Origin of the sequence: Photobacterium sp. 2_MG-2023, assembly GCF_030547675.1 — a bacterium.
In the GTDB taxonomy this organism is placed as follows: Bacteria; Pseudomonadota; Gammaproteobacteria; order Enterobacterales; family Vibrionaceae; genus Photobacterium; species Photobacterium arenosum.
Map to the genome: position 1 here is coordinate 120,100 of NZ_JAUOQQ010000008.1, position 16,863 is coordinate 136,962.

The 16,863-nt window shown below is 44.2% G+C and carries 1 protein-coding gene; it reads left to right on the forward strand.

The features are described 5' to 3' along the window. Nucleotides 1-42 precede the first annotated feature (42 nt). Nucleotides 43-16,863, forward strand: a complete 16,821-nt coding sequence (locus tag Q4491_RS08860; RefSeq protein WP_303456617.1) for a non-ribosomal peptide synthetase — start codon at nt 43-45, stop codon at nt 16,861-16,863.

A 16,863-nucleotide genomic window follows, 5' to 3' on the forward strand; every position in this document is an offset into this window, starting at 1 on the left:
GATGCTGCATCGCCTCAAGAATGATATTTTGAGGAAATTAAGATGTATAATAATTTAAGCAATGAGTACGTATTGCCAACTGATATAACACCATTTTTTTCTGAGGGGAAGGATGATGAAATATACTCTGGAAAAAGCGAACTGTCCATAGAGTTATCTGGAGATAAACTCAGTGATATTTTATCAATTTGTGGCGGGGACATAAAAAAAGTTAATACTTTTCTAAAAGTGATCTGGCATAAAATATTGCATGTATACTCGCAGGATAACTGCACCGTTACCCTGAATTATGAAAAAAATGATGACTCTAAAGATAATTTTACATGGTGTAGTTATGACTGGGGTGAAAATGAATCATTGCTCACTGTTTCATTGACTGAGAACGTAACTCACTCTAGAGTTATGAGCCAGAATGATATTTTTGGTGATGAATACTGTAAAAATAAAGCCAAACCCTTTTTTGTTATTAGAAATATTTTCGGTAAGTCAGAAAAACCTGATTTTACTTTGTGTCAACCTATTATGGTAGATATAAAAATAGATAATAATAATAATGTTGAGATAACAATGTGTTTTGATAAACGGTATATCTCGATAATCACAGCAACAAAATTGATTGAACTTTACGAAAGTATTTTAAATCAGATTATTCAATCCCCAGAGAAAAAGCATGCAGAACTTGTATGTTTATCGGAAAAAGATTGTAGCCAACAGTTATTAGACTGGGGCACAGTGAGTCAGGATTTTCCTTTGAATGTCACTGCCCATAAAATTTTCGAAATGAAAGTGGAAGAAAATCCTGAAAAAATAGCTCTCGTTTTTCAAGAAACATCTGTTACTTATAGAGAGCTAAATGAACGAGCTAATATTCTTGCTCATAGAATACAGAACAACTATTTGACGCGATTTGGTAAAAGTGTATCGGAAGATACATTAATTGGTTTGTACTTTGACCGCAGTATCGAAATGGTTATTTCAATATTGGCAGTATTGAAGGCTGGAGGTGCTTATTTACCTCTTTCAACTGATCACCCTAAAGCTTATTTAGAGCAAATTATTTCTGATGTAAATCTTGATTTAATTATTGCACATGAATTTTTTTCGGAAGACCTTAATTCTATTTTAAATAATTTTGATAATCATGTTGAAGTTATTAATCCGATTTTGTATGGTTGTGAAAATTCAGATTTAATTAATAACCCTGTTTCTTCATCGCATTGTAATAGTCTCGCTTATGTTATTTTTACATCAGGTACCACGGGTAAACCTAAAGGGGTAATGGTTGAGCATAAAAATTTAGTTAATCTTATTTGTGGCCAGATAAATACTTATAATCTGACAGATAATGAAACTGTAATGTGGTGGCCTCCATATCACTTTGATGGTTCTGTTGATGTTCTCTTTATGACACTTCTTCATGGGGCTAGACTGATAATTCCCAGTACTGAGAGTATCCATTCTATTGAGCAGATGAGAACGCTTGTTAAACGTTATCAGGTGACTCATTTTGCTGCCACTCCTACGTATTTATCTGCATTAGGACGGGGCGATTTTGATGCTAGTCTGAAATGGGTTATAAGCGCGGGTGAGCAATGTTCGCAGGCAATAAAAGATAGCTGGAAGGAAAGGTTAGTTAATGTTTATGGGCCTACAGAAACAACTGCTGTTTCTGTAAGGAGTACAGATATTGGCTCATCTGCTGAGGTTAACCGGATTGGTAGACCAGTGGCGAATGCAAAACTGTATGTACTTAATGATAATTTGCAGTTACTGCCGCAAGGTGCAATTGGAGAGTTGTATATAGGTGGCGCTGGTGTATCACGAGGGTATTGGAATCAACCTACGTTAACTGCAGATCGTTTTTTAAACGATCCATTTGCTACGGATGAAGAAATTGCGAAGGGATATAACCGAATGTACCGTACAGGAGATATGGTACGTTGGTTATTTGATGGTAATCTAGAATATGTTTCCCGTAAAGATTTACAGGTAAAGATACGAGGTTATCGTATCGAGTTGAGTGAAATTGAAAGTGCACTTTTGACTTATGAAGGCGTAAAGCAAGCTGCAGTGATTACTCAGGGTCAGGGTGAGATGAAATACCTTTCAGCCTATTTAATAGGTGACGATAACACTAAGTTAAATATAAGTGAAATACGCAATAGCTTATCGGAAATACTACCTGAATATATGTTACCATCTGCTTTTTTACAGCTAGATAGTTTGCCTGTGACTTTGAACGGCAAGTTGGACTGGAGAGCATTGCCTGTTCCTGTTTCAAATGAAAACCATGACATCACCCCGCCAAGAAATGAAAAAGAAAAAATATTATGTGAGTCACTGCAACACTTTCTGGGATATAACAAGGTTGGTATTCATGCAAACTTTTTTGAAATGGGTGGAAACTCAATTATCGCGATTCGTGCTGCAGCAGATTGGCAAGAAAAATTGGGTATAAAAGTTGATGTGGCAACTATAATATCTCAACAGTCTGTTGCCGTTATTGCTGAAAATTTGGGCAGTGAACTATCAGCCAGTATTGTTGCTCAAAATCTATCTTCGTGCCCTCTGTCATCATCGCAAAAAGGGCTGTATTTTTTTGAGCAACTTGAAAATGGGGCGAAGGCGTATCATGTTCCGCAGTTAATAAAATTGGATAAAAGCGTTGATCTCCTGTTACTTCAGGATTGTATTTCAATACTAGTAGAACGGCATGCTATTTTGAGGACATGTTTTGGCACAATTGACAATGAGGAGGTACAGTATTTAACGGATCAGTGGCCAAGCTTGAATTATACGAATACTCTCACGCAGAAATCGTTCTGGGAACAGGTTAAGAAGGATATTGATGCCCCTTTTAAATTAGCAAGTGAGCCAGGGTTCAGGCTATGTGGGTATGATGTAGAAGGTCAACGTTACTTACTCTTCACCTGGCATCATATTGCCTGTGATGGCTGGTCTACAGAGGTTTTCTTTAATGAACTGAGTCACACCTATAAGTCTTTGATAGATGGGGAGTGCTATCAGTTACCCTCGTTGCCGATTAGCTATTTCGATTATGTTGTCTGGCAGGAAAATCAGCTGACAACGGATGAAAGTAAAATACATAGTGACTATTGGACAGAAGCATTAAGTGGTGCACAAGATCTAATCATGCCGTTGACGTATCCTCGCCCTGCTGTATTTGACTACAAAGGGGGTGAAGAGGTCTTTCGGTTGAGTGAGCTTTTGTCTTCCCAGCTAAAAGCGCTAGCGAGAAAGTATAAAGTTTCATTAAACACGGTAATGCTCTCAGGATTTTATATTTTACTCAGCCGTTTATCGGGTCAGTATGATATTACAATTGGTATTCCTTCTGATAACAGGGAGCATAGACAAACCCATGGTGTGATGGGGTTGTTTGTAAATCCGTTACCTATTCGCCTTCAGGCTTCAGCACAGGTTGCAATTTCTGAACTGATTCATTCAGTCCATCAATCGCTTATCCTGGGTAAAGCTCATCAAGATTTACCTTTCGATAAAATTTTAAATGTGGCCCATACAGAGCGAGAAGCATCGAAACATCCTTTGTTTCAGGTTATGTTTAACGGCCATGATTTTTTAAATGGCATTAGTAATAGTGAACCACTTTTCCAGCATATTCCTATGAGTGAGCAAGCCGTACAGCATTATGCACAGTTTGATTTGAATGTCACTGTAGGGTGGGCCGAGAAAGAGATACAAGGTACTTTCAATTTTGCATCCAGCCTTTTTTCTCGTGCTGATATTAAGCGTTACGTCGAAATGTATCGAAGAGTGTTGCAGAAAATCGTAGCGCCGGAATCAGAGTACCTGTCTGATGTCGATATGTTGGAGGTAGGAGAAAGGCAACATTTATTAGGAATAACAAAAGCGCAATACACTAAGGTGTTTGTCGACTCTCAGTTAACGGTTCAGCAACGTTTTCAAGAGCAGGTACGACGTGCTCCTTTAGCAGAAGCGATTGAATTTGATGGGCATATTCTGACTTATCAGGAACTGTACCTTAAAGCTTGCCAGGTCGCGAATTTGTTGCACTCAAAATGTCCATCTCCCCATGTCGGCATTTATATGACCCGTTCCTTAGAGATGGTGATCGCGATATGGGGTACTTTATTCGCGGGTAAAGCCTATGTGCCAATGGAACCGGATCAACCTCACAGTCGGACTGAACTGTTAGCTAATCAAGCCCAGGTCGGATTGTTGTTATGTAATAGTGATACCTATCACCAGGCCATGACGATATCGGTCGAGTCTTTGCTAATTGATGTCAATGCCAATCCGTTATCTGATTCAACACACCTTTCTGACAGGCAATACCAATCTGATAGCCTCGCTTACATCATCTTCACTTCTGGATCAACAGGTCAGCCGAAAGGGGTAATGGTTGCTCATCAGGCTTTAACGAACCGGATTGACTGGATGCAGCGGCAATATTCTTTATTGGCCAGTGATACCGTTTTGCAAAAGACGCCATTTAGTTTTGATGTCTCAGTCTGGGAGTTCATCTGGCCATTAGTGGCTGGAGCAAAGTTGGTGATAGCAAAGCCTGGAGGTCATCGTGATGCGCATTATCTGGCAGAGCTTATACAGGTAAAAAAAATAACAACACTGCATTTCGTGCCATCTATGTTACGTGCCATGTTGGATAGTGGCTGCTGGCAGGGATGTGATTCTGTACAGCGGGTATTCTGCAGTGGCGAGGCTTTATCGCCTGAACTTTGTGACCGATTTTTTCATTCGGGTACTCGAAGTGAATTGCATAACTTGTATGGGCCGACTGAAGCCGCTATTGATGTGTCATTTTGGCAATGCGAACCGTCAAAGACATATAAAACAGTTCCTATTGGCCGTCCTATTCAGAATATTCGGTTGCTGGTGCTTGATCCTGATTTGAATCTTGTTCCAACCGGCTGCCAGGGTGAATTATATATCTCAGGAATTGGTCTGGCGGAAGGCTATTGCGGACAACCGGAACTGACTGCGGCCTCATTTATTGCATCACCATTCGATGAACTACAAGGTGAGCGGCTCTATAAAACAGGCGATTTAGCCAGATGGGTTGCACATTCTGAGTTAGAAACGAATGGGACAGTACGGCCGGCATATCTGGAGTATCTGGGGCGAAAAGATCATCAGGTGAAGCTTCGTGGACATCGAATAGAACTGGGTGAAATAGAACATCAGATCAACAGACTGGATGGTGTTCAAGCATGTGCAGTTGTACTCAAGCAGGTTGGTGATAATGAGCAACTGGTTGTTTATCATATCGGAAACGCTGAAAACACATTTATTCAGACCAGATTAGCTGAGATATTGCCTGACTATATGGTTCCTAAGATTTATCAGGCGGTAGATCATTTTCCTTTATCTGCGAATGGCAAGCTGAACAGAAAGGCATTACTTGATGTTGAGATAAATATTGAGACTAGTGCCGTTAGTCCAGAAACACCGGAGCAGGCCATTTTATGCGATATCTGGAAAACGGTGTTAGGGGTTGAATCTGTCAGTATTACGGATAATTTTTTTGCGTTAGGTGGTGATTCCATTCTTTCTATTCAGGTTGTTTCTTTAGCGAAACGACGTCACTTAGAATTTAGTGTGCAGGATTTATTTATTGCACAAACGATTGAAAAACTATCAGAGAAAATAATATCTAAACAAACGAAAGTTATTGAAAGTGAAGTGGATGGTGAGCAAGTATTATTGCCAGCGCAAGCGCACTTTTTCTCATCGGCGCACACTGATCTGACTCATTATAACCAGTCAATGCTACTTGAATTATCTGTACATCTGACGAGTGAGCAGTTGGCATGTATTGTTTCTTATCTCGTATCCAGGCACGATGTTCTTAGGCTTCATTTCCATAAAAAGAATGAACAATGGACCGGAACATATCAAACCTATACAAAAGTCCAGCTTGAGCAAACATGGTCTGTTGTTTCTGTTCAGCCGGATCAGATTTCTTCTTATTGTGAAAACCTTCAAGGCAGCTTCTCATTTTCTGGGCCGCTTTTTCATTTTTCTCTGTTAGAGCATGAAGGTAAACAACTTTTATTTGTGACTTTTCACCATTTGCTCGTAGATGGTGTGTCTTGGCGTGTGTTGTTGGCAGATATAGACGATTTGATCAACCAATTTCCGAATTCGGATCTGCCATTTTCATTGCCGAACAAAACGGATTCGCTGCAATCTTGGGGTAAGCAGTTGCAAACCTTTGCCACTGAGCAATTCTTCGCAAAGGAATCAGAATACTGGCAACGACAGTCGTTGGAAAAATTGCCGAAACTACCAACAGACGGTGATGAGCCGTTTGAGGATACGTGGCGTAGTATTAATACTTTCGCTTTCACACTGACCGATGAACAGAGCCGTTCTTTACGAGAGAGGGGAGCAGCACTATACGGGCTAAAAGAAAATGAACTGTTACTGATTGCTGCTTATCTGGGAATAAATCGCTGGCGAGGCGTAAAAGCATTCAGGGTACTGATGGAGGCGCATGGGCGCGAAACAGCGGAAACCAGTTTGTCTCTGACTGAAACTTTGGGTTGGTTTACCTCTTTGTATCCTGTTGTTCTTCGTACATCTTCTTCGCAGTGTGTTGAATCGGTCATGAAAACACTTAAGGAACAGCTACGAGCTGTGCCGGGCAACGGTTTAGGCTATGGAGTACTAAGGTATATCAACAACGCTGCGTCCGCTTTGACTGATATGCCTGCCGATCAACACTATTCGTCCCTGATGTTTAATTACCTTGGACAAGTGGATGGGATTACGGATCAGTTAAACAACATTCGTGCAGTGAGTGGCACTGTTCTGATGTCGTCGCATTCAGAACAAGGGCATCCAACCCGAGGTGATATTGCGCTTTCCAATCGGCGCGAAAGTCAGTTGATGTTAAATGTTCTGCGTCGTGGTCAGCAATATGTGCTTGAACTGGGATACAGCCGTAGTGAATATCGTGACGCCTCTATTAAGCAGTTGGCCGACGACATCCTAGCCAGCGTGGCGCGAATTATTGAACACTGCAATACGAGTAGCAACAGGGTATTAACCCAGAGTGACTTCTCCCTTGCCCATATCATGCAAGATGAAGTCGAGCAATTATCCGCACGTTATCCGGATCTTGCTGATATATACGATGCCACACCAATGCAGAAAGGTTTGTTCTATCACCACCTCAAAGGAGACGCAGGTGGTGAATATGTAAGTCAGATTTGGATGACGCTGAACGGCAAATGGGATGAATCAGTTTATCGTTCTGCCTGGAGCGATTTAGTGAAGCGTCATGAAGGTTTCAGAACGGCTTTCAGTGATGATGGGCGTTACCAACTGGTGCTTACTCATGCTGATATTCATTGTTACATTGAAGATGTGAAGGATCTGGAACCATCCAGACAGCAGGAAAGACTAAAGGCATATCTGGAAAAAGATAAATTACAGTCGTTTGACTTTGCATGCCCGCCCCTTGTTCGTCTTGCTGTATTCAATTTATCTGATGAAACGCAAGTTTTACAGGTTACTTATCATCACAGTATTTTGGATGGCTGGTCAGTGTCTCTGATGCTGACGGAGCTGCTTACGCTATATAAAGCTAAGTTGGAAGAGCGTTGTATATTGTTGCCAGAACCTGCTTATCCTTCCTATTTACAGTGGCTTGAACGGCAGGATTCACAAAAAGCAATGGCGTACTGGAAGGATGTAATTGGGGATATCAGCTCGGCTACCCCATTAGCTATTGATAAAATTCCTGTTGTCTCGACAACGCAAGGTGCGCGAGAACGCAGATGGCAACTTGATGAGCGGGATACGGAGCAGCTAAAGGTTTTTGCCCGCACCCACAACACGACGCTGAGTGTGGTTGTTCAGGCTGCATGGGCCTACCTTTTACACCGCTACAGCGGCGAGCAGCGGGTTATGTTTGGCAGTGCAAATGCTGGCCGTCCTGCAGAGGTTGAAGGTATTGAAAATACCATTGGCTTGATGGTGAATACCTTACCGGTCGTTGTAGACTGTGACAATGATCTGAGGATATCTGAGTGGTTAAAGCAGATCCACGATCTGGGTGTAGAACGGGATCGGCATGGCTTCTTGTCATTGGCTGAAATTCAGTCTTGCTGTGAATTGCCAGAGGGGGAGCCATTATTTGAAACGCTTGTAGGTATACAGAATTACCCGGTTGATAAAGCACTCTTTGGATCCAGAAAAGAAGAGCAAAGCCAGTTATCATCTCAAATATGGATCGATGGCATTCAGTCGAATGAACAAACCAATTATACCGTCACCTTAATGGTGGAGCCGTACGATAATCTTGAGTTTGTCATTGGTTATCGTGCTGAGCAGCTTAACGACAATACAGTGGCTGCTATGGTTGAGCATTTACAGCATATTCTTCGGGTGTTCATGGAACAGCAGCCTGCGACTATAGCTGATCTCACTATGCAATCCGAGCAGGAGCTTGAGCAATTATTAGCAATCAGTCGCGGTCATTCTCAGCCTTATCCTGAGCAGTTACGGATAAACACATTATTTGAGGAATACGTTGAACTGAGCCCGCAGCATAATGCGGTGAAGTTTGGTGATCTCTGTCTGACCTATTCTGAACTGAACAGAAAGGCTAATCAATTAGCGCATTATTTATGCCAGCGCGGGGTGGCACAGGGTGATTGGGTAGGTATTTGTATCACCCCACAAATTGACACTATTACCGCAATTTTAGCGGTTATTAAAGCAGGCGCTGTCTATGTACCCCTCGATCCTGCTTATCCGTCTGGCCGTATTCAGTTTATGCTGGAGGATGCAGGGATCAAACTGTTGATCACTGACAGTGAGTGTGTTTCTTTGCTGACAGCAGCGGCCTCAAAAGGCAGCACCATTATTTTACTGGATGGCGATGATCGGCATGGCATCGACCAATGTAATACGTCGAACTTGCCTGCGCCTGAGAAACAGTCTGCTGCATATGTGAATTACACGTCAGGTTCTACGGGAACCCCGAAGGGAACGGTGGTAGAGCACCACAATGTTATCAGGCTGGTGAAAAACACAAATTACATAGATTTGAAACCGCAAACAATGATGGCCTTTGCCTCAAATACGTCATTCGATGCGGTGACGTTTGAGATATGGGGCGCATTGCTCAATGGCGGCACGCTCATCCATATACCGAAAGATTGCCTGGTTGATCCTCTGGCTTTGGCCGATAAATTAAGACAAGAAAGTGTCACTACTTTGTTTGTGACAACAGCGCTGTTTAATTTGGTCTCTAAAGAGAAACCGGATTGTTTTGCATGCCTGGAGACACTGCTTTTTGGTGGCGAGGCTGTCAGTACGGATGCGGTACAAGCCATCCTTCATCACGGGAAACCCCAGCAATTACTGCATGTTTACGGGCCAACAGAAGGCACCACATTCAGTACATGGTATCCGGTAACAGAGCAGACACTGCGGAGTTACACCACAGTGCCAATTGGGTATGCCCTGTCGAATACATCACTGTATGTGTTAGATGAAAAACAGAGATTAGTACCTGTAGGTGTTCCCGGAGAGTTATACATTGGCGGGGAAGGTATTGTTCAGGGATACCATAATCGCCCTGGCATGAATGAGAAAGCGTTTATCCATACGCAGCACGATCCTTCAGACAGGCTGTACCGCACTGGTGATCTGGTACGACGGTTGGAAGATGGCAGCCTCGTCTTTGTCGGGCGAGCAGACGAACAACTTAAAATACGGGGCTACCGTATTGAGTTGGGAGAAGTTCAGTCTTGTTTGACTGAACTAAAAGGTGTCAGTGATGCGGTTGTTCTGGCGCAAACGAAAGACGGTCCCGATGCGCAGGAAAAAGAACTTGTTGCGTATATGGTTCTTAATGAAATGCTAGAGACTAATCCGTTACCCAAAGCGGAAAAGACTGAGCAATTGCTGGATTCATGGCAGGCATTGTATGACAACTTATATCGTCACTCTGATGCCGAAAATATGTTTGATACAACAGGGTGGAACAGCAGCTATACCGGACAACCACTGTCTGCTGATGAAATGAAAGAATGGCAGCGCCACACTGTGAGCCGCATTCTGTCATTATCACCGCAGCGTATTTATGAGATAGGTGTTGGAACCGGGTTGTTACTGCTTCAGTTACATTCTCATTGTCAGCACTATAGCGGCATAGACTTATCGGGTCAGGCGGTCGAGCGTCTGCGCCATCTCATGTCGAAAAATGGGATATCACATGTCGACCTACGTCAGGCGGAGGCTTGTAATGATTCCCAACGGCCCATAATGGCTGTCGACACCGTGATTATTAACTCTGTCTGTCAGTACTTCCCTAGTATTCATTACTTCTATGATGTTATTCAAAGTGCGATCAAAGCCATGGATAGCACAGGGTGTATCTTCATTGGTGACGTGCTGAATTATCGTTTAATGGATGTGTTTCATGTTGAGTTAGCACATCACCGCTTGGGGAGTGATGCGACGTTAGAGGAACTATACAGCAAAGCCTCTTCATCAATGGCGGCGGATAACGAGCTTTATGTCAGCCCGGAATTTTTTACCGCACTTATTGATCACTGCCCTGAGGTTGTTGACATTAAAGTCCAACTGAAAACAGGGTTTGCAAATAACGAAATGAACCAGTTTCGTTATGATGTGTGTATTTATATCGATAAAGCCTATTCCGGTGATAACTCAGAGTCAGTTATCGCTGAACATGACTGGCAACAGGAACCACTGCCACTGAATGCCCTGCAAAGCATGATTCAATCGCCGAACGACAGTGATTGTCTGGTTATACGGGGTATCCGTAATTCCCGTTTAATGGCTATGCCTTATTTAGCGGACATCGAACGTGAACTGGTATCGACGGGTGACATCAATTTAGCGGAGCAATCTGCTGCAGAAAACGCAGTTTCTGCCATTCATCCGGGGGAACTTGCACAGATGTGTGAGGCCATAGTCAGTAATGCTTCACATTGGGCAGATTATCAAATCACATGGTCTGTCACGCATGGGATGAAATCTGTCGATCTCTGGTTGTATAAACATCCGGAGAAAGGCTATTTCCATGACCGCAATTTGCATAACCGACATGTTACGTTTTCTGTGCTGGCGAGCAATCCGGGACAGAGTAATAACAGCAGCGAGCAGGCTAAACATATCCAGCAACAGCTAGCGGTTTTGCTGCCATCTTACATGCAACCCGTTCGCTTTAATGTGGTAGACAAATTACCACTGACACCGAACGGTAAAGTGAATAAACAGGCTTTGCTGAGTCATGATCTTCATCGTGTTCCATCAGGACTGTATGTTGCCCCGCAAACCAACACGGAACAAAAACTGGCCGAGATCTGGCAAGATTTGTTGCAGCTTAACAGAGTGGGTTGCCAGGATAACTTTTTTGAGCTTGGCGGACATTCGTTGCTGGCGACGCGGCTTATTTCTGCAATCAGAAAGTTATGGCAGGTGGATATCGCGATTAAAGCAATATTCGAAGCGCCAACCGTGGGGGAGTTAGCTACACTGATTCAGCAGTCCGGAACGTCAGAATTGCCCGCAATAACAGCGATGCCACGAGAAGGGCTGTTAGAACTGTCATTCTCTCAGCAGCGATTATGTTTTATTGATCAGCTAGGAAATGCCCGTGAGCAGTATAACGTTCCTTTGGCCTTCCGTATTGAGGGTAACCTTAACATTCAGGCGATGAAATACAGTTTAGAACGTATTGTTGAACGCCATGAAGTATTGAGAACCAATATTGAAATTGTTGATGGGAAACCGTATCAACGGATCCGGCCTGCTGGTTGTTTTGAATTGGATGTTATTGACTTATCGGAGCTAGCCGCGCAACAGCAGCAGATATCGCTGGAGGCTATCCAGAAAGAAAATAACGTTCGTCGCTTTGTACTGGCGAGTGAACTGAAACTTCGAGCAAAAATCATTAAGCTGAGCGACACTTCGCATCTGATGTTGATTACTTTGCATCATATTGCTGCTGATGGCTGGTCTATCGGGATTGTGATTGATGAAATTAATGCTTGGTATCGCAATTACACAACCCCTCAAGCGAGTGCGTTACCACCGCTGCCAGTTCAGTATGCGGATTTCAGCCAGTGGCAACGAAAATGGCTACAAGGAGAAGTGCTGGATGAGCAACTGAGTTACTGGCGTCATCAGTTACGTGGTCTTCCCGATGTTCATCAATTACCTACCGATTTCTCACGCCAGAAGACACAGAGCTACCATGGTGGTTCGATCAATCAGACACTGGGCCGGCAGCAATTGCAAGGGCTGAAGCAGCTTGCCGCAGATCAGGGTGTTAGTTTGTTTATGGTACTGCATGCCGCTTATGTATTGCTGATGCACAGATACAGTGGTGAGCAGGATATCGTGATCGGAACACCAGTGGCAGGACGCGAGCAGCACGAATTATCCCCATTAATTGGCTTTTTTGTGAATAACCTGGTTTTGCGCTCACGTCTGGATAGCGTGTCAGATTTCACTACATTGATTCAGCAAAGTAAGCAGGTGTTGCTGGAAGCGTATGAGCATCAGCAAACACCATTTGAAATGTTGGTAGAGCAACTCAAACCAAATCGAAGCCTGAGCCATAATCCATTGTTCCAGGTGGTGCTGTCACTGCAAAACATGCAGAAGTCAGAATTAATGCTGCAAGACTGTCAGGTCACCCCTGTTGAGACATCCTTGTCCAGAGTCAGCTATGACTTAGTGTTACATGTGTCAGAAGAAGAGGACAATTTACACCTGCGCTGGGAGTTTTCAACTGATCTGTTTAAAGCCAGTCGCATCCGCAAAATGGCGGGACACTTCGATGAGATAGTCAATGAAGTAACCAAACAAGCGGTGGTGCCTGTCAGTTCCGTCGCCACCTCGCGTTGGCAACAGGATCATTTACATCAGCAAAATATCCAGAAAAGCATGCAGTTCTGGCAAAGCCAACTGACAGATGCTGCTCACGGGCGATTATATCAAGACAAATTGATTACCCCGACAACGATGACTCAGGCTGTGAAAGTAAGTATTGATTCTGATATGACAACAGAGTTACAGATGCATGCAGAGCAGCTTAATCTGTCATCGGCTGTTATTTTGCAGGCGTGTCTTGGTATTGCACTGTCTTGTGTAACTCAACAAAGTAACGTGTTGTTTGGCGTTTACAGAGGGGACAATTCTTCGCACGGAGAAAAACTGGCCTATTTGCCTGCTAAGTTATCCGTGAAAGCCCATTCCCCATTCAATGAATTACTCGACGAATACAGCCAGTGGCTCCATCTTGCGCAGCAACATCAGGGCCTCAGTTTTTCGGCGCTGAAAGAAGGCCTGAATGAAGGGGATGAGCTATATCAGGTCGGTATGAGTGCATTGCAGAATGTAACCATTGAGTCGTTGCCTGAAGAAGGACGGCCAGACATTATTTTGCAATTAGAACCTGAAGGGCAGGCAATACAAGGGCAATTGGTGTTCTCAGGTAGCCAACTGGCTGTAACCAGTGCGCAAAGGCTGGCCACTTTGTTTGAACGTGTGGTGAAGGCGGTATCGGAAAACGTGAATGTCATGCCTTCTGATATCCCTCTGATGAATGGCCAGGAAAGGGATCTATGCCTGAATGTCTGGAATGCTACCGATACCGTCTGGCCAGACTCCCTGACTTTGGCTGAAGTGTTTGAACGTCATGTGAGGACTAACCCGGATGCCCTGGCTGTGACCTGGGATGGCGGGTCGTTGACTTACGCGCAACTGAACAACCGTGCTAATCAGTTGGCATCTGTATTAATGGCACAACATTTAGCACAGACAAAAACAGGGCTTGCACCAGATACTTGTATTGCTTTGGTTGTCGAACGTAGCCCAGAGATGATCATAAGCATGCTTGGCGTATTAAAAGCTGGAGCCGCTTATGTGCCGATTGACCCGACGATACCGGCAGACCGACTTCGTTTCATTCTGGACGACACTCAGGCACCATTGATGATTACTCAGTCAGCACTCCTCGATGCGGTGACAGAATGCTTGAACGGTACAGATTGTTCGTTAGTCAATGTGGATGACGTCATTGCAGAAGATATATTGACAGGTAATCCTGAATCGATGGCATCTTCCAGAAATTTGGCATACGTCATTTATACCTCAGGGACTACAGGACAGCCTAAGGGCGTTATGGTTGAGCAGTTCAGTGTTGTCAATCATGCTTACGGGCTTGCTGCCAAGCTCGGTGATGCTTTTAGTCGTGTTGATTTTTCAACCAATTACAGCTTCGATTTGTCGGTTGCCACCAACCTTTGTCCGCTGTTGACGGGGGCTACTGTTGCCATCTATCAAGGTGATCAACGTAATATTCATGATTATCACCAGCATTTATTGCAGCAGAAAGTAACGCTAGTTAAGTCAACCCCAAGTCTTGCGGAAGCGGCATTTACTTCGATTCCTATGCCGGAATGTACATTGTTACTGGGCGGTGAAGCATTACATCCGAGCTTACTTAATGTGTTAACAGTCAATTTCAGGCAGGTCTTCAATGAATATGGTCCGACGGAGGCAACCGTCGCAGCAACCATTACAACTATGTCGGATAAAGAGGCAGTTACTATTGGCCAGGCTTTTCCAAATGTCCGTCTGTATTGCCTGAATGAAGAGTTAGAGCCTGCCCCGATTGGTGTTCCGGGTGAGTTATACATTGGTGGAGCGGGTGTTGCCAGAGGGTATTTAAATCGTCCGGCATTAACAGCGCAACGCTTTATTGATAATCCGTTTGTCAGTCTGTCGGATATTCAGAAGGGTTATACGCGTTTATACCGAACCGGTGATCTTGTGCGTTGGACGGATGCCGGACACTTGGATTTCATCGGGCGAAATGATGAACAAGTGAAAGTACGTGGATTCAGGGTTGAATTAGGAGAAATTGAAAGCGCACTCCGATCATTACCGGCGATAAATCAGGCTACAGTGGTCGTGCGAGACACAGGCAAGTCGTCGCAGCTGGTGGCTTATGTTGTCGTAAACAGCGGTGAAGAGGCCAGTGAGGCGTATTTACTGGGTTTACTGACATCAATCTTACCCGGACACATGTTGCCTTCAGCAATCATTCGTCTGGAACACATGCCTCTTACTGCTAATGGCAAGATCGACAAAAGGGCGCTACCTGCGTCTGATGCGGAGTTTAGTGAAAACTTTATTGCACCGACACAGCATCTGGAACAGGTGTTATGTCATATCTGGCAAGAGGTGCTGGGTGTGGAGAAAGTCGGTGTGCACGATAATTTCTTCCGTATCGGTGGGGAATCTATTCTGTGCATTCAACTTGTTGCCAGGCTGCGGCGAGAGGGGTTCCAACTTCAGGTAAAAGATGTCTTTGAATCCCCGACTGTAGCTGGGCTGGCTGCCTTGCTCAATCAGGACGCAGAAGAGGCTGAGATTTTGAGCGAACAGGGTGTGCTAGCCGGTGAGTTTGATCTATTGCCAGTCCAGGCTTGGTTCTTTGACCGACAGTTGGCCAATCCACATCATTTTAATCAGTCTTTTACTGTCAATCTTCCCGCCGGTGTCACACAGAAGTCCCTTGAAGAAGCACTTTATGCGTTAACTGAGCATCATGACATGCTCCGGAGCCGCTTCGTGCAGCAAAATGATGGTTCTTACCGGCAGTTTTATAGTTCTGATGTTTCCGCGTCTGTCCCCACACTGCAACACTGGAGTCTCTCCGGTTTATCGACCGAGGAGCAAGAAGAGCGGGCAACTGCGTTTCAGTCCGGCCTGAATATCGAAATTGGCCCGCTGTGGCAAGCGGCGATAGTTTCGGATTATGACGATGGCACGACCCGTTTGTTGTTCACTTTCCACCACCTGGTCATAGATGCAGTGTCCTGCCGGACTGTGGGTGAGCATATGAAGTTGTTACTCACAGGGCAGTCTTTACCTTCTAAAGGTTCAAGTTACCGGCAATGGGTTGAAGCGGTTAAGCAATATGCACGCGATAATGAAAATGAGATTTCATACTGGCAAGACGTGCTTGCCGATCAGGCTGCTTATCAACTTCCGGAAGCACGTAAACATCGTAAATTATCTTTAACTCAGCAGGAAACAAGTCAGCTTTTACACATCGCCAACAAAGGTTTTAACACTGAAATTAATGACTTGCTGCTCTCTGCCCTGGCGCTTTCGCTTTCTCATGCGTTTAAGCGGGAAGCTAACCTTATTACGCTTGAAGGTCATGGGCGGGAAAGTATCCATGACCAGATTGATGTTACTCAGGCCGTTGGCTGGTTTACGACACATTTCCCAGTCAGATTGACAGCATACGACACAATTGCCGAGACGATTATCAGAACGAAAGAGTCCTTACGGACAATCCCTAAAAAAGGATTGGGGTTCAGCTCGCTCAATTATCAGGGAAGCGTGGCGAATGCCAGCCTGCCAGCGGTTGGTTTTAATTATCTGGGTCAATTAGATACAGGAACCACAGCAGAGCCATCGCAAGACTGGCAAATGAAAGCTGAAGGCCTGGGGATGATTATCGATAAGGCTAATCAGGAAGCTTTACAACTGACTATCTATGGTGGTGTCCAGCAAGGTGTGCTGACATTTGAATGTATTTCCCTGATGAGTAATGAAACGACCGACAGTGTAATTCAGTATTTCGAACAATATCTGCAACAGGTTATCAGTGAGGCATCAGCAAAAGCCTATGAGGGAGGTCAGCTGACACCCAGCGATGTTTCAGCTGATATTTCCTTGGCTCATCTGCGTCATCTGCAAGGAAAGTTTAATGTGGATGAAGATACGACAATAGAACCTGACGCTGCTCCGAGCAAAACGATAAGGATATAA